The 25,854-nt window shown below is 70.4% G+C and carries 18 protein-coding genes; 17 read left to right on the forward strand and 1 reads right to left on the reverse strand.

The genetic code is table 11. The features are described from left to right. The first annotated feature begins 64 nt into the window (after positions 1 to 64). The 14 genes from RUH65_RS01390 to RUH65_RS01455 all read left to right on the forward strand — a co-directional run bounded on the left by RUH65_RS01390 (position 65) and on the right by RUH65_RS01455 (position 18,573). Positions 65 to 1,402, forward strand: a complete 1,338-nt coding sequence (locus RUH65_RS01390; RefSeq protein WP_313815400.1) for a pitrilysin family protein — start codon at positions 65 to 67, stop codon at positions 1,400 to 1,402. Between the two features lie 156 nt (positions 1,403 to 1,558). Further along, entirely contained in the window at positions 1,559 to 3,070 is a 1,512-nt protein-coding gene (locus RUH65_RS01395; RefSeq protein ID WP_313815401.1) for a sodium:alanine symporter family protein, read from the forward strand. A 151-nt stretch (positions 3,071 to 3,221) separates the two neighbouring features. Further along, complete coding sequence (locus RUH65_RS01400; protein WP_313815402.1) at positions 3,222 to 6,965, forward strand: nitrate reductase subunit alpha; 3,744 nt, start codon at positions 3,222 to 3,224, stop codon at positions 6,963 to 6,965. Further along, a complete protein-coding gene (gene narH, locus RUH65_RS01405) occupies positions 6,965 to 8,704 on the forward strand; it encodes a nitrate reductase subunit beta (protein ID WP_313815403.1) in 1,740 nt (579 codons plus the stop codon). The genes RUH65_RS01400 and narH overlap by 1 nt, the downstream gene beginning before the upstream one ends. Further along, positions 8,701 to 9,456 carry a nitrate reductase molybdenum cofactor assembly chaperone gene (gene narJ, locus RUH65_RS01410; RefSeq protein ID WP_313815404.1) on the forward strand — a complete coding sequence of 252 codons (756 nt, stop codon included), beginning with the start codon at positions 8,701 to 8,703 and terminating at the stop codon, positions 9,454 to 9,456. Before narH ends, narJ begins: the two co-directional genes overlap by 4 nt. Further along, positions 9,443 to 10,237: a respiratory nitrate reductase subunit gamma gene (narI, locus tag RUH65_RS01415; RefSeq protein WP_313815405.1), complete on the forward strand. Its 795-nt coding sequence runs from the start codon at positions 9,443 to 9,445 to the stop codon at positions 10,235 to 10,237. The genes narJ and narI overlap by 14 nt, the downstream gene beginning before the upstream one ends. A 31-nt stretch (positions 10,238 to 10,268) precedes the next feature. Beyond that, positions 10,269 to 11,522 carry an MFS transporter gene (locus tag RUH65_RS01420; protein ID WP_313815406.1) on the forward strand — a complete coding sequence of 418 codons (1,254 nt, stop codon included), beginning with the start codon at positions 10,269 to 10,271 and terminating at the stop codon, positions 11,520 to 11,522. Between the two features lie 10 nt (positions 11,523 to 11,532). Beyond that, complete coding sequence (dapB, locus tag RUH65_RS01425; RefSeq protein ID WP_313815407.1) at positions 11,533 to 12,336, forward strand: 4-hydroxy-tetrahydrodipicolinate reductase; 804 nt, start codon at positions 11,533 to 11,535, stop codon at positions 12,334 to 12,336. Between the two features lie 16 nt (positions 12,337 to 12,352). Beyond that, positions 12,353 to 12,802, forward strand: a complete 450-nt coding sequence (locus RUH65_RS01430; RefSeq protein WP_313815408.1) for a hypothetical protein — start codon at positions 12,353 to 12,355, stop codon at positions 12,800 to 12,802. A gap of 193 nt (positions 12,803 to 12,995) precedes the next feature. Beyond that, positions 12,996 to 13,514, forward strand: a complete 519-nt coding sequence (locus RUH65_RS01435; protein ID WP_313815459.1) for a 2Fe-2S iron-sulfur cluster-binding protein — start codon at positions 12,996 to 12,998, stop codon at positions 13,512 to 13,514. Continuing rightward, entirely contained in the window at positions 13,511 to 14,563 is a 1,053-nt protein-coding gene (locus tag RUH65_RS01440; RefSeq protein ID WP_313815409.1) for a xanthine dehydrogenase family protein subunit M, read from the forward strand. The genes RUH65_RS01435 and RUH65_RS01440 overlap by 4 nt, the downstream gene beginning before the upstream one ends. Next, positions 14,560 to 16,647 (forward strand): xanthine dehydrogenase family protein molybdopterin-binding subunit, encoded by a 2,088-nt coding sequence (locus RUH65_RS01445; protein WP_313815410.1) that lies wholly within the window; start codon positions 14,560 to 14,562, stop codon positions 16,645 to 16,647. Before RUH65_RS01440 ends, RUH65_RS01445 begins: the two co-directional genes overlap by 4 nt. Then, entirely contained in the window at positions 16,644 to 17,480 is an 837-nt protein-coding gene (locus tag RUH65_RS01450) for an NTP transferase domain-containing protein (RefSeq protein ID WP_313815411.1), read from the forward strand. Before RUH65_RS01445 ends, RUH65_RS01450 begins: the two co-directional genes overlap by 4 nt. Next, positions 17,467 to 18,573, forward strand: coding sequence for an XdhC/CoxI family protein (locus RUH65_RS01455; RefSeq protein WP_313815412.1), 1,107 nt, complete (start codon positions 17,467 to 17,469; stop codon positions 18,571 to 18,573). Before RUH65_RS01450 ends, RUH65_RS01455 begins: the two co-directional genes overlap by 14 nt. A 10-nt stretch (positions 18,574 to 18,583) precedes the next feature. Here the strand turns inward: RUH65_RS01455 and RUH65_RS01460 are convergent, their stop codons facing one another. Continuing rightward, entirely contained in the window at positions 18,584 to 19,822 is a 1,239-nt protein-coding gene (locus RUH65_RS01460) for a heparan-alpha-glucosaminide N-acetyltransferase domain-containing protein (RefSeq protein ID WP_313815413.1), read from the reverse strand. Positions 19,823 to 19,952: 130 nt separating this feature from the next. Here RUH65_RS01460 and dapA point away from each other — a divergent pair, with 130 nt between their 5' ends. From dapA to RUH65_RS01475, 3 genes are all read left to right on the forward strand, one after another. Continuing rightward, a complete protein-coding gene (dapA, locus tag RUH65_RS01465) occupies positions 19,953 to 20,864 on the forward strand; it encodes a 4-hydroxy-tetrahydrodipicolinate synthase (RefSeq protein WP_313815414.1) in 912 nt (303 codons plus the stop codon). Between the two features lie 15 nt (positions 20,865 to 20,879). Beyond that, positions 20,880 to 22,565: a ribonuclease J gene (locus RUH65_RS01470; RefSeq protein ID WP_313815415.1), complete on the forward strand. Its 1,686-nt coding sequence runs from the start codon at positions 20,880 to 20,882 to the stop codon at positions 22,563 to 22,565. A gap of 94 nt (positions 22,566 to 22,659) precedes the next feature. Beyond that, positions 22,660 to 25,842, forward strand: a complete 3,183-nt coding sequence (locus RUH65_RS01475) for a DNA translocase FtsK 4TM domain-containing protein (protein WP_313815416.1) — start codon at positions 22,660 to 22,662, stop codon at positions 25,840 to 25,842. Positions 25,843 to 25,854: the final 12 nt, after the last annotated feature.

A 25,854-nucleotide genomic window follows, 5' to 3' on the forward strand; every position in this document is an offset into this window, starting at 1 on the left:
GGGGCCCACGGGTGGCTTAAGCCCTGGTGAGACCAGCCACGGCGGCGCTGGTAGTTTCGGAGACATGAGTCCTACGCTGCCGATCCCCGCTGATTTCACCGGAACCATCCAGGACGCCGGCCACGGCTCCGTGGTCCGGCGTTCCGTGCTGCCCGGCGGCGTCCGGGTCTTGACCGAGGCGATGCCGGATCAGCGCTCGGTCACCATCGGCTTCTGGATCGCGGTGGGCTCACGGGACGAGGCGGAGGGTGGTTTCGGTTCCACCCATTTCCTGGAGCACCTGCTGTTCAAGGGCACCCCCACCCGGTCGGCCATGGACATCGCCACGGCCTTTGATCGCGTCGGCGGGGAGTCCAACGCCTCCACGGCCAAGGAGTCCACGTGCTACCACGCCAGAGTGCTGGACACCGACCTGCCGATGGCCATCGACGTCATCACGGACATGGTCACCTCCGCCCTGATCGACGCGTCCGAACTGGAGACGGAACGCGGGGTGATCCTCGAGGAACTGGCCATGGACGCGGACGACCCCATCGACACCGCGCACGAGGCCCTGGCTGCGGCGCTGCTGGACGGGCATGAGCTGGGCCGTCCCATCGGCGGCACCAACGAAACCATCAACGCGGTGACCCGTGAGCGCGTGCTGGACCACTACCGCCAGTGGTACCGCCCGGACGAACTGGTGGTGACCGCCGCCGGTGGCCTGGACCATGAGGAGGTGTGCCGGCTCGTGGTCGAGGCGCTGGAACGCTCGGGATGGGACCTGCCGGACGGCGCCGCTCCTGCCCCACGGCGCAGCCACGTGAACACCGGGGCGAAGATCTCCGAGGGTCTGCACCGGATCGCCCGGCCGGTGGAACAGTCCTCGATCCTGGTTGGCGGGCGCTCCGTCCACTCCTTGGACCCCGACCGGTTCGCGCTGGCCCTGATGAACTCCACCCTGGGCGGGGGCATGAGCTCGCGCCTGTTCCAGGAGATCCGGGAGAAGCGCGGCCTGGCCTACAACACCTACTCCTTCTCCGCCGCCTATTCGGACGTGGGCTACTTCGGGCTCTACGCCGGCTGCTCCCCGCAGAAGGCCGGCGCCGTGGCCGAGCTGATGGTCTCGGAACTGGAGCGCCTGGCCGAGCACGGGATCACGGACGAGGAGCTCGAACGCGCCCGCGGCCAGCTCTCCGGCGGCACCGTGCTCGGGCTGGAGGACACCGGCTCCCGGATGTCCCGCCTGGGCCGGGCCGAGCTGGTCACGGGGGAGTTCGTGGACCTGGACGGTGCCCTGGAGCGGCTGGGGGCCGTGACGGCCGGCCAGGTGCAGACGGTGGCCCAGCGACTGGCCGCGTCTCCCCGGGCCACGGTCATCGTCGGCCCAGACCTGACGGCGGACGGACTCTCCGGCAGCTGAGTGTGTCCAGGACGTTTCCATCCGCGCCTCCCCCGGGGAGTCGCTTGACTCGCGGTGGCGTGTGCAACAGTCTGGACGGCATCGACCTCTCACAGGCCGATCCGTTGCCCGAGGGGTCGGGCACCGCACCACGGACAGAAAGACCGGTTCACCGTCATGGAACAACTGCAAACAGTGCTGGACAACATCGGCTCGTTCGTCTGGGGTCCGTTCTTCCTCATCCCTCTGCTGTTGGGCACCGGCCTCTATCTGTCGATCCGGCTGGGGTTCCTGCAGTTCCACAAGCTCCTCCCGGCACTGAACCTGGGGATCATCCGCCGGCGGGATCCGGACACCGAGGGCGACATCTCCCAATTCCAGGCGCTGACCACGGCCCTGGCCGCTACGGTCGGCACCGGGAACATCGTGGGCGTGGCCACGGCGATCGGCATCGGCGGGCCGGGGGCCCTGTTCTGGATGTGGGTCACCGGTCTGCTCGGGATGGCGTCGAAGTACTCGGAGGCCTATCTCGGGGTCCGCTACCGCACGACGGATGAGGCGGGCGAGAAATCGGGAGGCCCTCAGTACTACCTGCAGAAGGCCATCAAGGGGCCGTTCGGCAAGATCCTGGCTCTCTCCTTCGCCGTCTTCGCCTTCCTGGCGTCCTTCGGCATCGGCAACATGACCCAGGGCAACTCGATCGCCGCCAATGTGGAGGAGTCGTTCGGGGTGGTGCCGTGGGTGACCGGCATCATCCTCACTGTCGTGACCATCCTCGTCCTGGTGGGCGGCATCAAATCCATCGGCAAGGTCACGTCCGCGTTCGTGCCGGTCATGATCGTCTTCTACGTCGCCGCCGCGATCTTCATACTGGCCGTCAACATCACCGCGGTGCCCGCCGCCTTCGCCCTGATCTTCACCGATGCCTTCACCGGCACCGCCGCCGTCGGCGGATTCACCGGCTCGATCCTCATCATCGCCATTCAGTACGGCGTGGCCCGCGGCATGTTCTCCAACGAATCCGGATTGGGTTCGGCGGCCATCGCGGCCGCGGCGGCCCAGACCTCGCACCCGGTCCGCCAGGGACTGGTGTCCATGACCCAGACCTTCATCGACACGATCATCGTGGTGTCCTTCACCGGACTCGTTATCATCACCACCGGCACCTGGAACCACACCGACGAGAATGGTGAACAGATCTCCGCTGCTCTGATGACCGGCGAGGCCTTCTCGAACGGCCTGCCGGGACAGTGGGGTCATTGGATCGTCACCATCGGCCTGATCATGTTCGCGTTCTCCACCATCCTCGGCTGGTCCTACTACGGTGAGCGCAACGTGGAACGCCTCTTCGGCCAGCGGCTCGTGATGCCCTACCGCGTGGTGTTCTCCCTCGTGGTGTTCGTCGGCTGCACGGTGCCGCTGGCCATCGTCTGGAGCTTCTCCGACATCATGAACGGCCTGATGGCGTTGCCGAACCTCATCGGACTGCTCATCCTCTCCGGCCTGATCGCCCGGGAGACGAAGCACTACCTCAAGCACGATCCGAAGCTGGTGGCCAGTACCGCCGAGATCGAGGCCTTCATGGTGGACCGGCCGGGCTGGGCGGACTGGAAGTCCGGCAACGTGGTCGGATCCTCCCGCACGCACACCGGGCGGGCCCCGGTGAAACCGGCCGGGGACCGGAATTAGCGCAGAACAATGGTTCGGAATCGGATGACGGAAACGGTGTAATTCCACGATCTTTCCGGATTCCGACCTGCAGGTGAAGGTTTCGCCCCCGGTGGTCAAAGGCGCACAGAGGACCTGCCACCGGGGGCCTTTTCCTGCTTACAGTGACCCCATGACGACCCCGGTCAAGCCCGGATTGGACGGTCCGGCCTCGCAGGCATTGCTCTCGCTCGGCAGGTTCTTCACCCGGTGGGACGAGACCGAGGACGGCCGAGCCGTCTTCCGCGAGGGCGGCCGCACGGGCGACTCCTTCTACCGCAACCGGTGGAGCCATGACAAGGTGGTGCGCTCCACCCACGGGGTGAACTGCACCGGCTCCTGCTCGTGGAAGGTGTACGTCAAGGACGGCATCATCACGTGGGAGGCTCAGGAGACGGACTACCCCTCGGTGGGTCCGGACAGCCCCGAGTACGAGCCCCGCGGCTGCCCGCGCGGCGCCGCCTTCTCCTGGTACACCTACTCGCCCACACGGGTCCGGTACCCCTATGTCCGCGGCACGCTGCTGGAGATGTACCGCCGGGCGAAGAAGGCCACCGGCGGCGATCCGCTCCTGGCCTGGCAGTCCATCGTCAATGATCCGGCGCAGCGCCGCGCCTACCAGCAGGCGCGCGGCAAGGGCGGGCTGGTCCGGGCCAGCTGGCAGGAGTCCGTCGAACTCTCCGCCGCGGCCCACGTGCACACCATCAAGACCTACGGACCGGACCGCTGCACCGGCTTCTCGCCCATCCCGGCCATGTCCATGGTCTCCCACGCCGCCGGGGCGCGCTTCATGAATCTCATCGGCGGGGTGATGAACAGCTTCTACGACTGGTACGCGGACCTGCCCGTGGCCAGCCCCCAGGTCTTCGGTGACCAGACCGACGTCCCCGAATCCGGTGACTGGTGGGATGCCACCTATCTCATGATGTGGGGCTCCAACGTCCCGGTGACCCGTACCCCGGACGCCCACTGGATGGCGGAGGTCCGCTACCGCGGCACCAAGGTGGTCTCGGTCAGCCCCGACTACGCGGACAACACCAAATTCGCGGACGAGTGGCTGCCCGCCCAGGCCGGCACCGATGCCGCACTCGCCATGTCCCTGGGCCATGTGGTGCTGCGGGAGAACTTCGTGGACCGCCGCGTCCCCTTCTTCGAGGACTACGTGTTGCAGTACACCGACCTGCCGTTCCTCGTCTCCCTGGACGAACGCGTGGACGGCACCGTGGTGCCCGGCAAGTTCCTGACGGCGGCGGACCTCGCCGCGTTGGATCCGGGTCCTGACGACGCCGGGACCGGAACCTCCGATCCTGAGTTCAAGACGGTCCTGCTGGACCGCGACGCCGGCACCCCCGTGGTCCCGCAGGGCTCGATCGGCTTCCGGTACAACGCCCAGGACGAGGGGCGCTGGAACCTGGACCTGCAGGGCGTGCGCCCCGCGCTGTCCATCGCGGACACCACCGGGTACGACGCCGGCACGAGCCCGGTCGCGCTGCCCGCCTTCACCGACGCGGACGGCTCGGGTTCGGTGGTGCACCGGGGGGTGCCGTGCACGGTGGTCGCCGGGAAGAAGGTCACCACGGTCTTCGACCTCATGCTCGCCCAGTACGGGGTGGGCCGGGAGGGGCTGCCCGGCGACTGGGCCGCCGGATACGAGGACCCGCTGACCCCCTACACACCGGCATGGCAGGAGGACATCACCTCGGTGCCGGCCGAGGCCGCCATCCGCACGGCCCGAGAGTTCGCGCAGAACGCGGAGGACTCCGGCGGACGGTCGATGATCATCCTCGGCGCCGGAATCTGCCAGTGGTATCACGGGGACGCGACCTACCGTGCCATCCTCGCCCTGCTCATGCTGTGCGGCTGCCAGGGCCGCAACGGCGGTGGCTGGGCCCACTACGTGGGCCAGGAGAAGGCCCGTCCCATCACCGGCTGGGCCACCATGGCCGCCGCCTCGGACTGGACCCGCCCGCCCCGGTTCATGATCGGCACCGCCTACTGGTACATGCACACCGACCAGTTCCGATCGGACGGATACTCCTCGGACTCCCTGCAGTCCCCGCTGGCGGAGGGCCACCTGGCCGGCAAACACACCGCGGACGTCATCGCGCAGTCCACCCGGCTGGGCTGGATGCCGTTCTACCCCCAGTTCACCCAGAACCCCCTGGACGTGGCGGACCAGGCCGCGGCCGCCGTCGGGACCGGGGAGGTCACCACGGAGGCGGAATGGATCGCGGCGCGGATCAAGGACGGGTCCCTGCAGCTGGCGGTCGAGGACCCGGATGCCGAGGCCAACTGGCCCCGCACGCTGGTGCTGTGGCGGTCGAACCTCTTCGGCTCCTCGGCCAAGGGGGAGGAGTACTTCCTCAAGCACCTGCTCGGCACCCACCACAACGTGATGGGCGCCGATCACGGTGAGTCCAGGCCCCAGGAGGTGGCCTGGCATGACCAGGCGCCGGAGGGCAAGCTCGACCTCCTGGTCTCGGCCGACTTCCGGATGACGAGTTCCACCCTGCTCTCCGACGTGGTGTTCCCGGCCGCCACCTGGTACGAGAAGCACGATCTGTCCTCCACGGACATGCACCCGTTCGTGCATGCGTTCACCCCGGCCATCTCACCGCCGTGGGAGGCCAAGACGGACTACGAGCTGTTCCGGCTGCTGGCCGAGGAGGTGTCCCGGCAGTCCGCCACCCACCTGGGGGTGCGCCGGGACGTGGTGGCCACGGCGCTGCAGCATGACACCCCGGGGGAGATCGCCCAGCCCGGCGGCCACGTTCCGGACTGGAAGGGCACCGACCGGCCGGCGGTCCCGGGGAGGAACCTGCCGAATCTGCAGGTGGTGGAGCGGGACTTCACGGCCATCGGGGACAAGTACGCCGCCGTCGGGCCCCTGGCGGAGACGCTGGGCCTGACCACCAAGAACATCACGTTCGACGTCACAGAGGAGGTGGAGCGACTGGGCCGGCTGCACGGTGTCTTCGACTCCGGGGCCGCGGCCGGGCGGCCGGCGATCGACACGGACGCGAGGATGGCCGAGGCCATCCTGATGCTCTCCGGCACCACCAACGGCGAGCTGGCGGTGCAGGGGTTCGAGACCCTGGAGCGGCGCACCGGGGTGAAACTGGCGGACCTGGCCGCCGGGTCCCAGGAGAAGCGCATCACCTTCGCGGACACCCAGGCGGCGCCGGTGCCGGTCATCACCTCGCCGGAATGGTCCGGCTCGGAGACCGGCGGCCGCCGCTACGCGCCGTTCACGGTGAACATCGAGCGCCTCAAACCCTTCCACACGCTCACCGGCCGCATGCACTTCCTCCTGGACCACGACTGGATGAAGGACATGGGGGAGATGCTCCCGACCTACCGGCCGCCGCTGGACATGCACCGGCTCTTCGGTGAGCCGAAGCTGGGCGAGCGCGGGGAATTGTCCATCTCGCTGCGGTACCTGACCCCGCACAACAAGTGGTCCATCCATTCCGAGTACCAGGACAACCTGTTCATGCTCTCGCTCTCCCGCGGCGGCACCTCCGTGTGGATGAGCCCCCAGGACGCCGGGCTGATCGAGGTGGCGGACAACGAGTGGGTCGAATGCGTCAACAACAACGGCGTGTTCGTGGGCCGGGCCATCGTCAGCCACCGGATGCCCGAGGGAGTGGTCTACGTGCACCACGCCCAGGAGCGGACCATCGACGTGCCGAAGTCCGAGGCCACGGGCCGGCGCGGCGGCATCCACAACTCGGTCACCCGCATCCTGGTCAAGCCCACCCACATGATCGGCGGCTACGCCCAGCTGTCCTGGGCCTTCAACTACCTCGGTCCCACCGGCAACCAGCGGGACATCATCTCGGTGGTCCGCAAACGCTCCCAGGAGGTCCAGTACTGATGAGGATCATGGCCCAGACCGCCATGGTGATGGCGCTCGACAAGTGCATCGGCTGCCACACCTGTTCGGTCACCTGCAAGCAGGCCTGGACCAACCGTGCCGGCACCGAGTACGTGTGGTTCAACAATGTGGAGACCCGCCCCGGCCAGGGCTACCCTCGCCGCTACGAGGACCAGGAGACCTGGAAGGGTGGCTGGGAGCTGAACCGTCGGGGCCACCTCAAGCTCAAGTCCGGTGGCCGGCTGGCCAAGATGTTCGGCCTGTTCGCCAGCCCCGTCCAGCCCAAGCTCGCCGACTACTACGAGCCCTGGACCTACGACTACCAGAACCTCATCAGCGCCCCGGCCGGGGACGACTTCCCGGTGGCCAGGCCGAAGTCGCTCATCACCGGCCAGGACACCAAGATCACCTGGTCCGCCAACTGGGACGACAACCTGGGCGGCACCACGGAGCGGGGCCACCTCGACCCGATGGTGGAGAAGGTCCGGCGCGAGTCCGAGGACAAGGTCAAGTTCGAATTCGAGCAGACCTTCATGTTCTACCTGCCACGGATCTGTGAGCACTGCCTGAACCCGTCCTGCATGGCCGCCTGCCCGTCCGGCGCCATCTACAAGCGTGCCGAGGACGGGATCGTGCTGGTGGACCAGGACCGCTGCCGCGGCTGGCGCCAATGCGTCACCGGCTGCCCGTACAAGAAGATCTACTACAACCACAAGTCCGGCAAGGCGGAGAAGTGCACGTTCTGCTATCCGCGCGTGGAGGTGGGCATCCCCACCGTCTGCGCGGAGACCTGCGTGGGCCGGCTGCGGTACATCGGCATCTTCCTGTACGACGCCGACCGGGTCACCGAGGCCGCATCCGTCCCGAACGAGCAGGACCTCTACGAGGCCCAGCTCGATCTCATGATGGATCCGCACGACCCGCAGGTGATCGAGGCGGCGCGCGCCGAGGGCATCCCCGAGGACTGGCTCGAGGCGGCCCGGCGCTCGCCGGTGTACAAGCTGGCCAAGGAGATGCGGGTTGCCCTGCCCCTGCACCCCGAGTACCGGACCATGCCGATGGTCTGGTACGTCCCGCCGCTGTCCCCGGTGGTGGACCTCCTCAAGGACCAGGGCCACGACGGCGAGGACGCGGACAACCTGTTCGGGGCCATCGAGTCCCTGCGGATCCCGGTCGAGTACCTGGCCGAACTGTTCACCGCGGGGGACACCGGTCTGGTGACCGGGGTGCTGCGGAAACTGGCCGCCATGCGTTCCTATATGCGGGACATCACCCTCGGCCGGGAGGCGGACGAGTCGATCGCGGAGGCGGTGGGCATGACCGGCTCCCAGGTCCAGGAAATGTACCGGCTGATGGCCATCGCCAAGTACAACGAGCGCTACGTCATCCCCTCGGCCCACGTGGAGGACGCCCACAATCTCGAGGAGCTGGGCTGCTCCCTCGATGTGGACGGGGGTCCCGGCATGGGCCAGCTGGGTGGCCTGGGCGAGGCCTCCGGCCGGCCGACCCCCGTGGCCCAGGAGAACTTCAGGGCACTGCAGGCCCGGCAGACCGCGGAGGACCCCACCGGCAACACCCAGCTGGCCGGCCGGGTCAACCTGCTCAACTGGGACGGCAACGGCAGCCCGGAAGGCCTCTTCCCGGAGAAGTCGGCCCGCCGCGCCCGGGACGTCGGCCAGGTGTCGGAGCCGGCCGGTCCCGCGGACGGCACCCGCACCCGGAGCGGGGAGACGGCATGAGACTGCTCGAGAGACTCCTCGGCAAGGCCGGTCCGGGCTCCCTGGAACCGGGGGAGTACACGGACCCGGACCCGGTGCGCAGCGCCGTGATCCGCCAGGCCGGAGCGGTGCTGCTGTCCTACCCGGACGAGCAGATGCTGAGCCGGCTGGGGCAGGTCCGCGCGGCGCTCGCGGAGGTGGGCGCGGACGCCGCACTGGTGGAACCCCTCGCGGGCTGGCTCACCGCACGGGATCTGCACGAGGTCCAGGCGGACTACGTCCAGGAGTTCGATCTCTCCCACCGGCACAGCCTGCATCTGACCTACTGGACCGATGGGGACACCCGCCGCCGCGGGGAGGCGCTGGCCGCCTTCAAGGAGGTCTACCGGGCCGCCGGGTGCGCCCTGGACGACGCGGAGCTGCCGGACTACCTGCCGCTCGTCCTCGAGTTCGCCGCCCGGGTGGACGCCGAGGCCGGCTATGACATGCTCCAGCGGTACCGGCCCTCTCTGGAACTGCTGCGGCTGGCCCTGCAGGAGGCCGAGCTGCCCCACGCGGGTCTCCTCGCCTTGATCTGCTCCACCTTGCCCGGGCCCTCCCCGGCGGATCGAGCCGCGGTGCAGGCGATGGCCGGCTACGGGCCGCCCTCCGAGACGGTCGGGCTGGACCCCTCCGATCCGCGGCTGCTGCCCTTCAGCCCGGTCGGCGCCGGCGGCGGCCCGCCGGATCCCCGCGGCTCACTGAACGGAGAACCGGATCATGGACGGCGCTGAATCCACGGGGGCGGGGGTCTGGGACGTCCTGCTGTGGGGCGTGCTGCCCTACCTCGTGCTGGTCATCGTCATCGGCGGGACCATCTGGCGGTACCGCTATGACCAGTTCGGGTGGACCACCCGCTCCTCCCAGCTCTATGAGTCCCGGCTGCTGCGCATCGGCTCACCGCTGTTCCACTTCGGCATCCTCGCCGTGCTGGTGGGGCACATCGTGGGCCTGGTCATCCCCAAATCGTGGACGGACACCGTGGGGATCACGGAGGACATGTATCACGTGATGGCGCTGGGGATCGGCGCGGTGGCCGGCGTCGGCACGCTGGTGGGCATCGTGCTGCTGATCTGGCGCCGGCGCACCACCGGACCGGTGTTCATGGCCACCACGAACAACGACAAGTTCATGTACGTGGTGCTGGTCGGGGCCATCCTGGCGGGCCTGGCCACCACCGTCATCTCCGTGTTCGACCACTCGGTCACCAACTATCGCGAGACGGTCTCCGTCTGGTTCCGCTCCATCTGGGTCCTGCAGCCGGACGTGACCGCGATGGCCGCTTCCGGACTGTCCTTCAAGATCCACGTGCTGTGGGGCCTGGCCCTGTTCATGATCTGGCCCTTCACGCGGCTGGTGCACGCCTTCACCGCACCGCTGCACTACTTCTTCCGGCCGTACATCGTGTACCGCTCCCGTGACGGCCGGAAGGCCGGGGGCTCCACCCCGGTCCGCCGTGGCTGGGACCCCATCGGCACCCCGGCCCGCGAGCGGACCGGCGGCCGCCGCCGCTAGAGACCAGACGACGGAGGAGAGAGGGACCACCATGTCCGCACCGACCGCACCGGCCGCCACCGAGGCCCAGCTCGCCCACGGCCAGACCCGGAACCTGCTGGTGGCGACCCTGGCCTCCACCGTGGGCTTCTGGGCCTGGACCATGGTCGGCCCCCTGTCCGGGCGCTACACCCAGGCGATGGACCTGAGCCCCACGCAGACGGGCGTCCTCGTGGCCATGCCGATCCTGGTCGGCTCGATCGCGCGCATCCCGGTCGGGGCCCTGACGGACCGCTACGGCGGGCGCCTGATGTTCACGGCCCTGCTCGGCGCCACCGCCCCGCTCGTGCTCCTCACCGGCCTCGTGGGCCAACTGGACCGATTCGTGCCCCTGCTGATCGTGGTGTTCTTCCTCGGCATCGCCGGGGCGGTGTTCTCCATCGGCATCCCGTTCTGTTCCGCCTGGTACCCGGCGAGCCGCAAGGGCTTCGCCACCGGCGTGTTCGGTGCCGGCATGGTCGGCACGGCGGTCTCCGCCTTCGCGACACCGAGGCTGGTGGCCTCGATCGGCTATCTCGGCACCCACGTCCTCGTGGCCGTGCTGGTGGCAGTAACCGCCCTGGCCTGCTGGGTGCTCCTGCGGGAGTCCCCGGCCAACAGCGGTCGCGCACCCCAGCCGGCGCTGCCGCGGATCCTGCGGGCGTTCCGGCAGAAGGTCACCTGGCAGCTGTGCTTCCTCTACGGGGTCGTGTTCGGCGCCTTCGTCGCCTTCTCCAATTACCTGCCCACCTACCTCGGCAACGTCTACGACTTCTCCGCCACCGACGCCGGCCTGCGCACCGCCGGCTTCGCGGTCGCGGCGGTCATCGCCCGCCCGGTCGGCGGCATCCTGGCGGACCGGATCGGCCCACGGACGGTGACCCTCGCCTCCTTGGCCGGTGCGGCGGTCCTGGCGGTCATCGTGGCGTTCCAACCCGGTGCGGAACGCGTCTACGGACCGGTGTTCCTCCTCCTGGCGGTGTTCCTGGGCTTCGGGACGGGCGGCGTGTTCGCGTGGGTGGGACGTGCCGCCGCCCCGCGCGACGTCGGCACGATCGGTGGCATCATCGCCGCGGCCGGCGGCCTCGGCGGCTATTTCCCGCCGCTGGTCATGGGTGCCACGTACAACGCCGAGCACCAGAGCTACTTCGTGGGGCTCATCCTGTTGTCCGCCTTCGCGGCCGTGGCGTTCCTGTTGACCTTCACCGTGGGCAACGGCGGACGGACGGATGAGCGGGCGGCGCCGGAGGCTTCCGCCGGCGCCTAAACTGGAGGTCATGACTGCGCCCGAGACCGAACCCCGCACCGACCCCCCCGCCGACCTCAGCGGCGCACCGATCCGGGTCGCCATCCTCGGGGCCACCGGCAAGATGGGCCGCTACGCGGTGGCGGCCGTGGGCGGAGCCCCTGATCTGGAGCTGGTGGCCGAGCTCGACTCCCGGGATTCCGTCTCGGCCGTCCTCGACGCCGGCGCGAGCCACCTGCTGGACCTCACCGTGCCGCAGGTCTCCCCGGACAACGTCGCGTTCGCCGTCGAACACGGTCTGCACGCCGTCGTCGGAACCTCCGGCTGGTCCGCCGAGCGACGGGAGACGCTCGCGGGGCAGCTGGCGGCGCACCCGGAGGTGGGCGTGCTGATCGCCCCGAACTTCTCGGTCGGCTCCGTCCTGGCCAGCGCCTTCGCCGCGAAGGCCGCCCGTCACTTCCCCTCGGTGGAGATCGTCGAGATGCACCACCCGGACAAGGTCGACGCGCCGTCCGGCACGGCGGTGCGCACCGCGGGACTGATCGCGGACGCCCGCCAGGCGGCCGGCGTCGGGCCCTCCCCGGACGCGACCACCCATGATCCGGACGGCGCCCGCGGGGCCCTGGTGGACGGGATCCGCGTGCACGCCGTGCGACTGCGCGGGCTGGAGGCCCACCAGGAGGTCCTGATGGGCGGACCGGGGGAGCAGCTCGTGCTCCGCCACGACGCCTTCGACCGCGGGGCGTACATGCCTGGCGTCCTGCTGGGGCTGCGGACCGTGGCCTCCCGGCCCGGCCTGGCTTACGGCCTGGACGCCTACCTGGATCTCGACTGAGCCGGAACGGAAGACCATGAGAACCAAGATCGGAGTGGTGGCGATCGCCGCCCTCATGCTGTTGTTCGCGGTCGTGGCCGTCGTGTCCGCCGTGGGCTTCCTGCGGGCACCACAGCCCATCGCCAAGATCCTCGGCGTGGCCGTGGTCTGCGTGGTCGCCGTGGGCGTGTGGACGCTGTGGCGAGAACTGCGCTTCGGCCTCACGATGGAGAAGATGGGCCGCACTCTGGAGGCCGAGGGCGGGCTGCCCGAGGACAACCTGCCCCGCTCGGCGGCCGGGCGCATCGACCGTGCCGCGGCGGACGTCCAGTTCGAGACCTTCCGTGCCGAGGCCGAGGCCGCCCCGCAGGACTGGCGGTCCTGGTACCGGCTCTCCCTCGGGTATGACGCCTCCGGGGACCGCTCCCGGGCCCGCAAGGCCATGCGGGACGCGATCGGGCTGTACTCCGCCCGGTCCGGGAGCTGAGGACCCCGCCCTGATCGGGCCGTTCCTACGGGACCGCGGGTGTGGCCAGGCGGTCCGCCCCCTCGGTACTGTGTGCGCAGCAGCACCGCACACTGCCGGCCAGGGAGGGCCTTTGGAACACGTCGCAGCACACCGTCCGGACCATGAGTCACCGCACACCGCAGATCACAGCTCAGAGCACGCGGCCGACCACATCCCGGAGCAGGGCATCACCCTCCGGATCGATGGCACCGACCACGCACTGACCGTGGACACCCGCACCACCCTGCTGGACGCCCTGCGAGAACGCGCCGGCAACACCTCGCCCAAGAAGGGCTGTGATCACGGACAGTGCGGCTCCTGCACGGTCCTGCTGGACGGGCGCCGCCACCTGACCTGCCTGGCCCTGGCCGTGGCCTACGACGGCGCCGAGATCGTGACGGCGGCGGGACTGGCCGGGCCGGGAGACGAGGGGGACCTCCACCCGGTCCAGCAGGCGTTCATCGCGCACGACGGCTTCCAGTGCGGCTATTGCACGCCGGGTCAGGTGTGTTCCGCCGTCGGGATGCTTGAGGAGGCCGGCCGGGGCGCTCCCAGTCACGTGACCGCCGACCTCGAGGCGGACATGGAGCTCACCGATGAGGAGATCCGCGAGCGCATGAGCGGCAACCTGTGCCGTTGCGGCGCCTACGCCGGCATCCTCGGTGCCATCCGGGAGTCGGCGGGCCGATGAGACCACTGACCTACACAGCCCCCGCCACCGCGGCGGAAGCCGTCAGGGCCGTCAGCGAGGATCCGCAGTCCCGATTCCTGGGCGGCGGAACGAACCTGGTGGACCACCTCAAACTCGGAGTCAGCACGCCCGGACGGCTGGTGGACATCAGCAGGCTGCCGCTGAACACCGTCGAGCAGACCGAGGCGGGCGTGCGGATCGGCACCAACGTGCGCAACAGCGACCTCGCTGCACATCCGCTCCTGCGCAGCGGCTGGCCCGGGGTCAGCCGGGCCCTGCTGGCCGGAGCCAGCGGTCAGATCCGCAACCAGGCCACCACCGGAGGAAACCTGCTGCAGCGCACTCGCTGCGTGTACTTCCAGGACATCACCACCCCGTGCAACAAACGGGAACCGGGCAGTGGCTGTTCGGCGCTCGAGGGGTACGGCCGGTACAACGCCGTGCTCGGGGCCAGCGAGGCCTGCGTGGCCACCCACCCCTCGGACCTCGCCGTCGCCCTGACCGCCCTGGACGCCGTCGTGGTGGTCCTGGGACCCGAGGGCGAGCGGCGGGTCCCGATGGCGGACCTGCACACCCTGCCCGGACACCACCCCGAGATCGAGACCACGCTGTCCCACGGTGAGCTGATCATCGCGGTCGAGCTCCCGGCCACGCCGCTGGCCCGGCGCTCGACCTACGTCAAGACCCGGGACCGGGCCTCCTACGCCTTCGCGCTCGTCTCGGTCGCGGCCGCCCTGACCCTCGACGACGACGGCGCGGTCGCGGACATCGCACTCGCCTGGGGCGGGGTCGCCCACAAACCGTGGCGGGCCACCCGGGCCGAGGCAGGCCTACGGGGACGCCGGCCGGGCGAGTCGCTGATCGCCGCGGCCGTGGAGGAGGAGTTGCAGGGGGCGGGCTTCGGCCCGGACACCGAGTACAAGCGCCCGCTGCTGCGGGGCGCCACCACGGCGGCCCTGTCCCGGCTTCTCGGCGGACTGGACGGGAAGCCGGACGGGACACCGGATGGCACGCCAGGCGCGACCTCGGCAGGGGAGGGATCACGATGACCGCGAACCCCGTCCGGGCCGTGGCCATGGGCACCGCGATGGAGCGGGTCGACGGCCGGGAGAAGGTCACCGGCGGCGCGGCCTACGCCATGGAGAACGACGCCGAGCTGGGCCAGCCACCCCTGCACGGGTGGATGGTGACCTCGAGGACGGCCCGGGGGCGGGTGCTGCGCGTGGACGCGAGCGATGCCCTGGACCACCCCGGGGTGGTAACCGTCCTGGACCACACCACGGCACCGCGGCTCGCCTCCACCGAGGACCGCGAGCTGTCCGTGTTGCAGGACGACCGGATCGGGTTCCGTGGCCAGATCGTGGCCCTGGTGCTCGCGGAGACCCCCGAGTCCGCACGGGAGGGGGCACGGCTGGTCCGGGTGCACGAACAGGCCGAACCGTTCTCGGCCACGCTGGAGGGCGCCGAGACCTACCGGCCCGATCCGTCCAGCGTGGGTTCCGAGACCGACACCGAGCAGGGCGATGTGGACGTCGCCCTGGCGGCGGCCCCGGTCCGGGTCGAGCACACCTACACCACCCCGCACGAGCACAACAATCCCCTGGAACCGCACGCCGCCACCGCACTGTGGCAGGGCGGGACGCTGACGATGTGGGACTCCACCCAGGGGGTCCACCGGGTGGCCGCGACCCTCGCCCCGATGTTGGGAATCGAGCCCGAACGGCTCCGGGTGCGGGCGCCGTACGTCGGCGGCGGCTTCGGCAGCAAGGGCCCGCCCCACGGCCCGGAGGTGGCCGTGGCCCTGGCTGCGATGTGGGCTGAGGGACGGCCGGTGAAGCTGGCCGTGACCCGGCAGCAGATGTTCCCGCTGACCGGGTACCGGACCCAGACCGTCTCCGACCTGCGCCTCGGGGCGGAGCCGGACGGCCGGATCATCGCGCTGGAGCATGCCGTCACCGTCCAGACCTCCGCCATCAAGGAGTTCGTGGAGCACGCCGCCGTCCCGGCCCGGATGATGTACGCGGGGGAGCACCGGCGCACCAGCCACCGGGTGGCCTCCCTCGACGTCCCCGTGCCGTCCTGGATGCGGGCCCCCGGAGAGATGCCGGGGATGCACGCCCTGGAGGTGGCGATGGACGAGCTCGCCGTGGCCGCCGGCGTCGATCCGGTCGAGCTCCGCGTGCGGAACGAGCCCGCGGTGGACCCGGGGAGCGGCAATCCCTACAGCAATCGGCGCCTGGTCGACTGCCTGTACCGCGGCGCGGAGCTGTTCGGGTGGGCGGATCGGCCCGCCGCACCCCGTGCCACCCTGGACGGGGACTGGTGGGTGGGGACCGGCGTCGCCTCCGCCACCTACCCCGCCAATTTCTTCCCGGGGAACGTCGCGCGCGTCACGGCCCTGGAGCGGGGGCGCTATGCCGTCGCCATCGGTGCCGTGGACATCGGCACGGGCGCCCGGACCGCGCTGTTGCAGATCGCGGCCGACGCCCTGGGGGTGGGCGTGGCCGAGATCGACCTGGCGATCGGCGACACGGACCTGCCCTTCGCCACCGTGGCCGGCGGCTCCTCCGGCACCGGGTCCTGGGGCACCGCCATCACCCAGGCCGCACAGCAGTTCCGGGCCGACCACGGCGAGGACCCGGATCCCGGGGTGGAGACCACCTCCACCGCCGAGTCGTACCCGGACACGGAGCATCTGGCGATGCACTCCTTCGGTGCCGTGTTCACCGAGGCGAGGGTGCATCGCTGGACCGGGGAGGTGCGCGTTCCGCGGATGCTGGGCGTCTACTCCGTCGGCCGCGTGATCAACCCGACCACCGCGCGCTCGCAGTTCCTGGGCGGGCTCGTCATGGGACTCTCGGCCGCCCTGTTCGAGGAGTCGGTGCGGGACCCCCGCTTCGGGCACTTCGTCACCCAGGACCTGGCCAGCTACCACGTGGCCTCGCACGCGGACATCGGTGACCTGCGCGTCGAGTGGCTGGACGACGTGGACGAGCGGGCCACCCCCATGGGCTCCCGGGGCATCGGGGAGATCGGCATCGTCGGGACCTCGGCTGCCGTGGTCAACGCCGCCTACCACGCCACCGGTGTCCGGGTGCGGCACTTGCCCGCGACCTCCGACGCCTTCCTGTGAGCCCCACGCGTCCTCCGCTGAGTCCCGGGCCCGTCGCGGCGAGTGGCCCGCAGCTGCCGGCAGGCCCGTTCCCCGGTGGCGCACCGGTGTTGGGCGTGCTGCTGGCCGCCGGTGCGGGCCGCCGCCTCGGCCGAGGGCCCAAGGCCCTGCTGTCCGTGGACGGGACGCCCCAGGTGGTGCGGATGGCGCGTGCCCTGCTGCGCGGCGGCTGTGACGCGGTGGTGGTGGTCGCCGGCGCCGCGGGTGAGAAGGTGCGCAGGGTGCTGGACGTGATGCTGCGCGGGACCGTCGAGGGCCGGCGCGTGTGGATCGTGATGAACCCGGGCTGGGAGGCGGGTCTGGGATCGTCCTTCCGAACCGGGATCGAGGCCGCCGATCGCATGCTCGCCCCCTCCGGCCCCTCGGCCGGCTCGATCATGGTGGCCCTGGTGGACCAGCCCGATGTCGACGAGGCCGTGGTGCGCTGCCTGCTGGACTCCGTCTGCGCCACGGCAAGCACCACTGACGGCGCTGCCGCCGACGCCGCTTCCACTACCGCTTCCACCTCCGCGACCGCCACATCCGCCGCCGCCGGCGCCCGGGTGATCGCCGCCGGATACCCTGATGCGCAGGGACGGGTGGTCCGCAGTCATCCGGTGGTCTTCCCCCGGCCCTGGGCCCGGGAGGCGGCCGCCCAGGCGGCGGGGGACGCGGCTGGCCGGGTCTGGCTGCGCAGCCACCCGGAGGTGGTGGACGTCGTGGACGTGGGGCACCTGGCCACGGGCCGCGACGTGGACACCCCGCAGGAGCTCCACTGGCTCAGCCACCGGACGGAGGCCGATGTCCGAGCGTGACGACCTGTGGCGGGGGATGGCCCCGGTCCTCGACCGTGACGACGGCTTCGTGCTGGCCACGGTGATCTCCACCTCCTCCAGTGCGCCGAGACCGGCGGGCACGCAGATGGCCGTCCTGGAGGACGGCACGGTCATCGGCAGCCTGTCCGGGGGCTGCATCGAGGCGGACGTCCACGCCCACGCCCAGGAGGTGGCGGTCACGGGCCGGGCGCTGGTCCGGGACTACGGCTACAGCGACGGAGCGGCGCTCGACGTCGGGCTGACCTGTGGCGGCTCGCTCCGGGTGTTCCTCGAACGCGTCGTCCCGGCGGACCTGGACTTCTTCCGTGTCCTCGCCGGGGCCGTGCGCTCCGGTGAACCAGTCGCGACCGTCACGGCGCTGCCGGGCCCGGACGTGGGGTGGCGCGCTCTCGTGACCGCGACCGACTCCTCAACCGAGTCCGGAATGGCATCCGGAACAGAACCCGACCAGCGCCTCCAGGAGGCCGCCGCCCTGCTGCGGGAATCCCGCTCCGGCGTCGTGACCGTCCCGAGTCCCGCCGGCGGTCCGCCGTCCGACTATGCCGTGCGGAGCTTCACGGCCCCGGCGCATCTCGTGATCTTCGGCTCGAACGCGTTCGCCGCCTCCCTGGCCCGGCTGGCCGCCGAGGTGGGCTACCGGGTGACCGTCTGCGACGCCCGGGCGGCGTTCGCCACCCGCGAGCGGTTCCCCGAGGCGGACGAGGTCGTCGTGCGCTGGCCCCACGAGTACCTGGACGAGCTTCACATCGATCACCGCACGGTCCTCTGCGCGCTGACGCACGACCCGAAGTTCGACGACCCGCTGCTGGCGCAGGCCCTGCGCTCGCCAGCCGCCTTCGTCGGGGCCATGGGATCGCGGCGCACCAGCCGGGAACGGCAGGAGCGTCTGCGGGACCTGGGGCTGGGCGAGGAGGAACTGGCGCGACTGCATGCGCCCTTGGGCCTGGACCTGGGGGCCGGGACCCCGCAGGAGACCGCGGTGTCCATGATGGCCGAGATCATCTCGGCCCGGCGGTCCGGAACCAACCTGCCCCTGACCCGGGTGCGCGGCCCCCTGCACCGCCAGCGGTGAGTCCTGGGGGTCAGGGCCGGGCGCCTGGGGGCCTCGGTCCGGCCAGCGTGCCCGAGACGGTCGCGACGAGCCATTCCAACGGGCCCCTCCAGCCGAATCCCCGCCACAGGGTTCCGGCGACGAGGCAAGCCACCCAGTAGGCCAGGAGCAGGCCGAGACGGGGCCAATCCGCCGTCGCCGTCTCGAACACGTCCAACGCCACCAGGTGCCCCACGTACAGCGTGAGGGGCAGGGCGCCGGCCCCGATCAGCGGCATCAGCGGCCAGACGAGCATTCCCCGGCCAACCTGGGTCAACAACAGGCAGACACCGAGCACCAGGGCGGAGGTGCCGCAGGTCAGCAGCAGGTCCAGCGGTGCCCCGGAATGAGGCGTCGCGAGCGTGAACCACACCGCAAGGTGCTGGACCGACTCGGTGGACAGGCTGGCACCGGTCAGCAGCTCGGCCTCGAGGGCACGTGTGCCGGCTCCCGTCCCGGTGGCCAGGGTCGAGGCCACCCCGGGCCACTGCTGCAGTCCGCGCGAGAGGAGGAAGGCCACCGCGGCCAGGGCGGCGCCCCCGGCGGCCACGACGGCCGCCACCCGCATCCGGTCCAGCCGCAGCCGGCCGAGGAAGAGGCCGAAGAGCACGTAGCCGAACCACTGCAGCACGGGGTAGTAGCCCGAGAAGAGCAGGTCCCAGGCCAGCAGCCCGGGCTGGGAGACCAGGTCGATGAGGTTCGGGTTGGACCACAGCCGCCAGCCGTCCACATAGGCCGCGGATCCCACCGCCGACTGCATCGCCGCGGACAGCAGGCTCGCGAGCACGGGGGAGAGCAGCACCCAGCCGATCGCCCAGGCGGCCAGGGCGCGGGCTCCCAGGTGCAGGAACGGCAACGCGACCAGGAACAGCAAGGCGTACTGGGTGAGGATGACGGCGACGTTCATGTCCAGGGAACCGCAGGCGAGCCCGATGACGAACAGCAGCAGTGCGCGCACCGCCACCCGGCGGCGGTCCCAGCCGAGCAGAGGGCCGCGGTGGGGTGCGCCGGTCCGGCCCGCGCCGCCACTGAGCAGGGCCAGCCCGACGCCGGCCAGGGTGGCGAACAGGGCCGAGGACTTCCCGGCGAACACCAGTCCGACGACGGTCGGTTCCGTCCCGTCCGCGGACACCAGGAGGAGCAGATGGGTGGCGATCATGCCCAGCAGGGCCAGGCCCCGGGCCGCGTCCACACCGGGGATGCGCCGCTGCACTGCCGTGGTTGCCGCCATGCGCCACTCCTTGTTCCTGGTTCGTTCCTGGTCCGACCGTGGTGCGTCCGGGATTTCCGCGTGGTCTCAGCCCAGACTCTTGCCCTCCGGCTACCTACCGCAGGCCATTCTCGCAGGTAGGCTGGAAGCCATGATCGAGACCCCTGCCGCGCGCTCCGCGAACACCTTCGGCACCGTTGTCCCCGCCATGGTCACTCCCTTCACGGAGGACGGTGGCCTGGACCTGGATTCGGCGCAGAAACTGGCGAATCACCTGGTGGACGAGGGTGCCGACGGGCTGGTCATCACCGGCACCACCGGGGAGACCTCGACCCTGCTGGACGAGGAGAACGTGGCCATGTTCGAGGCCGTGGTGGAGGCCGTGGGGGGCCGCGCCACGGTGATCGCCGGCACCGGCATGAATGACACGGGGCACTCGGTGCACCTGTCCCAGCTGGCCGCCAAGACCGGCGTCGACGGCCTGCTGCTGGTCACGCCGTACTACAACAAGCCCAACCAGGCTGGCATCCGGGCGCACTTCGAGACCATCGCCTCCGCCACCGACCTTCCGGTCATGCTCTACGACATCCCCGGGCGCTCGGTCATGCCGATCAACCCGGACACCATCATCGCGCTGGCCCAGCACCCGAACATCGTGGCCCTCAAGGACGCCAAGGGGGACTTCCAATCCACCACCCTGGTGGCGGCGAACACGGACCTGGACATCTACTCGGGCGAGGACTCCCTGACCATGCCGCTCATGACCCTGGGCGCCGTGGGCGTGGTCTCCGTGACCGCCCACGTGGCCACGCGGCTGTACCGCCGGATGGTGGACGCCATGCTCGCCGGTGACCTGGCGGCGGCCCGGGCACTGCACTTCGAGCTGGACCCGTACCAGCGGGCGGTGATGACCCACATCCAGGGCGCGGTCTCCGCCAAGACGATCCTGAACTGGCAGGGCATCCTGCCGAACTCGGTGGTCCGCCTCCCGCTCGTGGAGGCCACCGAGGACGAGAAGACCATCATCCGTGCCGACCTCGCGGAGGCCGGACTCACCTTCTAGAAGGGACCGAACCCCATGGCACCAGGCTCCCGCCTGTCCACTCCACCCGCGCTGAGGGCCGGCACCTGCCGCATCGTCCCCCTGGGCGGCCTCGGTGAGGTGGGCCGCAACATGACCGTCTTCGAACTGAACGGCAAGATCCTGATCGTCGACTGCGGCGTGCTCTTCCCCGAGGAGCACCAGCCCGGCGTGGACCTGATCCTGCCGGACTTCAGCTATATCGAGGACCGCCTTGATGACGTGGTCGGCGTGGTGCTGACCCACGGCCACGAGGACCACATCGGCGCCGTGCCGTACCTGCTGCGCCTCAAGGCGGACATCCCCCTGATCGGCTCCACCCTGACCCTGGCCCTGATCGAGGCCAAGCTCGAGGAGCACCGGATCCGTCCGCTCACCCTCACCGTCACGGAGGGGGACACGGAGCACCTCGGCCCCTTCGAGTGCGAGTTCGTGGCCGTCAACCACTCCATCCCGGACGCCCTCGCGGTGGCCATCAAGACGCCGGCCGGCACCATTCTGCACACCGGCGACTTCAAGATGGACCAGTTGCCGCTGGATGGCCGCATCACGGACCTGCGGGCCTTCGCCCGCCTGGGGGAGGACGGCGTGGACCTGTTCCTCACCGACTCCACCAATGCCGAGGTCCCCGGGTTCACCACCACGGAGAAGGAGATCGGCTCCGTCCTCGAGGGCCTGATGGCCCGGGCCGGCCAGCGCGTCATCGTGGCCTCCTTCGCCTCCCACGTGCACCGCATCCAGCAGGTGCTGGACGCCGCCCATCAGCACGGCCGCAAGGTCTGCTTCGTGGGACGGTCCATGGTCCGCAACATGGGCATCGCCGCCAAGCTCGGCTACCTGAAGGTGCCGGAGGGCATCCTGGTGGATCTCAAGCAGGTCGACCAGTTGCCGGATGACCAGGTGGTGCTGATGTGCACCGGATCCCAGGGCGAGCCCATGGCCGCGTTGTCCCGGATGGCCAACGGGGACCACCGCATCCAGCTCAACGCCGGCGATCTCGTCATCCTGGCCTCGTCCCTGATCCCGGGCAACGAGACCTCCGTGTTCCGGGTGGTCAACGGCCTGATGAAGCTCGGTGCCGAGGTGGTCCACAAGGGCATGGCGAAGGTCCACGTCTCCGGGCACGCGTCCCAGGGTGAGCTGCTCTACTGCTACAACATCGTCCAGCCCACCCACGTGATGCCGGTCCACGGGGAGACCCGCCACTTGATCGCCAACGGCAAGATCGCCGAGTCGACCGGGGTGCCGAGCGAGAACGTCCTGCTCACCGAGGACGGTTCCGTGGTGGACCTCACGGACGGCGTGGCACGCGTGACCGGACAGGTGGAGTGCGGATTCGTCTACGTGGACGGTTCCTCGATCGGCGAGATCACCGATGCCGACCTCAAGGACCGCCAGGTGCTCGGCGAGGAGGGGTTCATCTCGATCATCTCCGTGGTCAACCGCCAGACCGGCACCCTCGTGTCGGGCCCGGACATCCATGCCCGGGGCGTGGCGGAGGATGACGCGGTGTTCGACGAGGTCAAGCTCAAGATCGCTCGCGCCCTCGAGGAGGCCGTGCAGTCCAATGCGGACCACACCACGCACCAGCTCCAGCAGGTGGTCCGCCGCGTCATCGGCACGTGGGTCAACCGCAAGCTGCGCCGCCGGCCGATGATCGTCCCGGTGGTCCTGGAGGCCTGAGGCACCGGGGTGCGCGTCTGTTCTGCCGGATCCGTCACGGGAACCCCTGTGTTGGTCACGGACAGCCTCCGGGCACGCCGGTACCCTACGTAGCATGGCGACCCGTACTTCCCCGACGCGTTCGCAGTCCAGCCGGTCCTCGACCTCCACCGCCCGCAAGGGTGCGGAGCCGAAGCCGGCGAAGTCGTCTGCGCGCCCATCCGGCACCACCCAGCGCAACCGCAGCGCGCCCGAACCCGCTCCGCAGCCGGCGGGCAACCTGTTCGTGCGCGTGGCGCGCGGGTTCTGGATGGCCCTGGCCACGCCGATCGGCGCCGGCGTGCGGAAGATCGGCCGCGACGCCAAGATCGAGCCCGAGGACCGCCGCGACGGCACCGGATTCTTCCTCGTGGCCCTCGCCCTCGTCATCGGCTCGGTGGAATGGTGGGGCCTGCGCGGTACCCCGGGATACGGCACGGTGGTCCACAACGTGGCCGCCGGCACCCTCGGCTGGGCCGCCCTGCTCTTTCCGGCCGTGCTGCTCATCATCGCGGTCCGGTACTTCCGCACGCCCCAGGAGCACCGGGACAACGGCCGCATCTCGATCGGCCTGCTGGTCATGCTGGTCGGCGCCACCGGGATCGCCCACCTCGTGGCAGGCCTGCCCGCCGTGGCCGATTCCTTCGAGAACCTCCTGGCCGGGGGAGGCCTCGTCGGCTACCTCGCCACCACCCCGCTGGCCTCCCTGCTGACGCCGTGGCCCGTGTGGGCGCTGATGATCGTCCTCGTGCTCTTCGGGCTGCTGATCGTCACGGCCACCCCGGTGGGCCAGATCCCGCAGCGCAGCCGGGACGCCTATGCCTGGCTCACCGGCCAGCCCGACGGCGGCGCGGCCACCGAGCGCCAGGACCGCACCGCCCGCGGTGCCCGCGAGAGCAGGGCCGACCGGGACGGAGAGGACGAGCATGACCAGTCCTACCTGACGCAGCACGATCGAGACCACGCCGGCAAGCAGGGCAAGCAAGACAAACTCAGCAAGAAGAAGCGCAAGGGCACCCGGCTCTTCGGGCGGGACGACGAACAACCGACTGCGGTCCTGGACCAGAACGGTGATCCGGTCACCACCACGGAGGCCTACGAGACCGCCGTGATCGGCGACGCCGATGCTGAAATGCACCACGATGCAGACTCCGCGGCGGCCCCCGCCGAGGCTGAGTCCTCCGGGCCGGCCGTGCCACCGGGCGTCCGGCGGCCGACCGCCGGGGAACTGGCCATCGCCCGCGTCAAGGAAGCGGCCGGCGTCGGGCCCGATGCCCCCGCTGGGCCGGCGACCGAACCGATCGGCACCGTGCCACCGGCCATGCCGGCAGCAGCGCCGGCGGCCGCCGTGAGGGCGACTCCCGTGGCCCGGCCAGCCGAGCTGCCCCCCATGCCGGCCCGTTCCGAGCAACTGCACCTGGGCGGGGACATCACCTACACCCTGCCGGACTCGGCGCTGCTCCCGGCCGGCCCGCCGCACAAGGACCGCACCGAGGCCAATGACGCCGTGGTGGCCGCGTTGACCTCGACCTTGGAGCAGTTCAAGGTCGACGCCGAGGTCACCGGGTTCTCCCGCGGGCCCACGGTCACCCGCTACGAGATCGAGCTCGCGCCCGGCACCAAGGTGGAGAAGGTCACGGCGCTGTCCAAGAACATCTCCTACGCCGTGGCGTCCTCGGACGTGCGCATCCTCTCGCCGATCCCGGGCAAGTCCGCCATCGGCATCGAGATCCCCAACGCGGACAAGGAGGTCGTCGCCCTGGGCGACGTGCTGCGCTCCAACGCCGCACGCAAGACCGACCATCCGATGGTGATGGGTGTCGGCAAGGACGTCGAGGGTGGCTTCGTCATGGCCAACCTCGCCAAGATGCCGCACATGCTCGTGGCCGGTGCCACCGGTGCCGGCAAGTCCTCGTTCGTGAACTCGATGATCACCTCCATCCTGATGCGGTCCACCCCGGACGAGGTCCGCATGGTCATGGTGGACCCGAAGCGAGTGGAACTCACGGCGTACGAGGGCGTCCCGCACCTGGTCACCCCGATCATCACGAGCCCGAAGAAGGCGGCGGAGGCCCTGCAGTGGGTCGTGCGCGAGATGGACACGCGCTATGACGACCTGGCGGCCTTCGGCTACAAGCACGTGGATGACTTCAACAAGGCGATCCGGGCCGGCAAGGTCAACCTCCCGCCGGATTCCAAGCGCGTGCTCAAGCCCTACCCGTACCTGCTGGTGATCGTGGACGAGCTCGCAGACCTGATGATGGTCGCCCCGCGGGACGTCGAGGACGCGATCGTCCGCATCACCCAGCTCGCCCGTGCGGCCGGCATCCACCTGGTGTTGGCCACCCAGCGGCCGTCGGTGGACGTGGTCACGGGTCTCATCAAGGCCAATGTGCCCTCCCGCATGGCCTTCGCCACCTCGTCCGTCACGGACTCCCGCGTGGTCCTGGACCAGCCGGGTGCCGAGAAGCTGCTCGGCCAGGGTGACGCCCTGTTCCTGCCGATGGGCAAGTCCAAGCCGATGCGCGTCCAGGGGGCCTGGGTCAACGAGTCCGAGATCCACGCGGTCGTGGAGCACGTCAAGACCCAGATGACCGCGCAGTACCGCCAGGACGTGGTTCCGGAGAAGGTCGAGAAGGTCATCGACGAGGACATCGGCGACGACATGGACCTGCTGCTGCAGGCCACCGAGCTGGTGGTCACCACGCAGTTCGGCTCCACCTCCATGCTGCAGCGCAAGCTGCGCGTCGGCTTCGCCAAGGCCGGGCGCCTCATGGACCTGATGGAGTCCCGCGGCGTCGTCGGCCCCTCGGAGGGCTCCAAGGCCCGCGACGTGCTGGTCAAGCCCGATGACCTGGCCGAGCTGCTGGCCACCCTCCGCGGCGACGGCCCGCCCGCCGCTGCGCCGAGTGAGGACGCGCCCGAGGCCTATGCCGAGGACGTGGTCCATGCGGATCCTGTTGACGGAGCTCAGGCCTCCGAGGGCTTCCGTGCGGACCAGGTCGGCGGTCCTGGCGGATCCGGCGGGCCCGGCCAGGCGAGCGCGGGGTACCCGGAGATGCCCCAGCGCTCCGGCCAGGCCCCCTCGGACCAGGAACTGGTGCGCGGGTCCCTGCCGGCGGAGGCCACGGGGCACCAGGCTTCCGACTTCGGGCGTGACCAGGTCGCCGACGATCTCGCCTCCCGACCCGCGGCGGACGAATGGTACGACGAGGACGGCGAGGGCTCCGAGGACGCGTGGCACCTCACCGGCCGGTGAGATCCGTAGACT

The organism is Citricoccus sp., from assembly GCF_032154715.1.
Classification (GTDB): domain Bacteria; phylum Actinomycetota; class Actinomycetes; order Actinomycetales; family Micrococcaceae; genus Citricoccus.

Coding starts and splice junctions, on each gene's coding strand:
- dapA (WP_313815414.1), top strand. CDS start 19,953: ATGATCGAGACCCCTGCCGCGCGCTCCGCGAACACCTTCGGCACCGTT.
- RUH65_RS01430 (WP_313815408.1), top strand. CDS start 12,353: ATGAGAACCAAGATCGGAGTGGTGGCGATCGCCGCCCTCATGCTGTTG.
- RUH65_RS01460 (WP_313815413.1), bottom strand. CDS start 19,822: ATGGCGGCAACCACGGCAGTGCAGCGGCGCATCCCCGGTGTGGACGCG.
- narI (WP_313815405.1), top strand. CDS start 9,443: ATGGACGGCGCTGAATCCACGGGGGCGGGGGTCTGGGACGTCCTGCTG.
- dapB (WP_313815407.1), top strand. CDS start 11,533: ATGACTGCGCCCGAGACCGAACCCCGCACCGACCCCCCCGCCGACCTC.
- RUH65_RS01395 (WP_313815401.1), top strand. CDS start 1,559: ATGGAACAACTGCAAACAGTGCTGGACAACATCGGCTCGTTCGTCTGG.
- narH (WP_313815403.1), top strand. CDS start 6,965: ATGAGGATCATGGCCCAGACCGCCATGGTGATGGCGCTCGACAAGTGC.
- RUH65_RS01445 (WP_313815410.1), top strand. CDS start 14,560: ATGACCGCGAACCCCGTCCGGGCCGTGGCCATGGGCACCGCGATGGAG.
- RUH65_RS01420 (WP_313815406.1), top strand. CDS start 10,269: ATGTCCGCACCGACCGCACCGGCCGCCACCGAGGCCCAGCTCGCCCAC.
- RUH65_RS01470 (WP_313815415.1), top strand. CDS start 20,880: ATGGCACCAGGCTCCCGCCTGTCCACTCCACCCGCGCTGAGGGCCGGC.
- RUH65_RS01390 (WP_313815400.1), top strand. CDS start 65: ATGAGTCCTACGCTGCCGATCCCCGCTGATTTCACCGGAACCATCCAG.
- RUH65_RS01440 (WP_313815409.1), top strand. CDS start 13,511: ATGAGACCACTGACCTACACAGCCCCCGCCACCGCGGCGGAAGCCGTC.
- RUH65_RS01400 (WP_313815402.1), top strand. CDS start 3,222: ATGACGACCCCGGTCAAGCCCGGATTGGACGGTCCGGCCTCGCAGGCA.
- RUH65_RS01455 (WP_313815412.1), top strand. CDS start 17,467: ATGTCCGAGCGTGACGACCTGTGGCGGGGGATGGCCCCGGTCCTCGAC.
- RUH65_RS01475 (WP_313815416.1), top strand. CDS start 22,660: ATGGCGACCCGTACTTCCCCGACGCGTTCGCAGTCCAGCCGGTCCTCG.
- narJ (WP_313815404.1), top strand. CDS start 8,701: ATGAGACTGCTCGAGAGACTCCTCGGCAAGGCCGGTCCGGGCTCCCTG.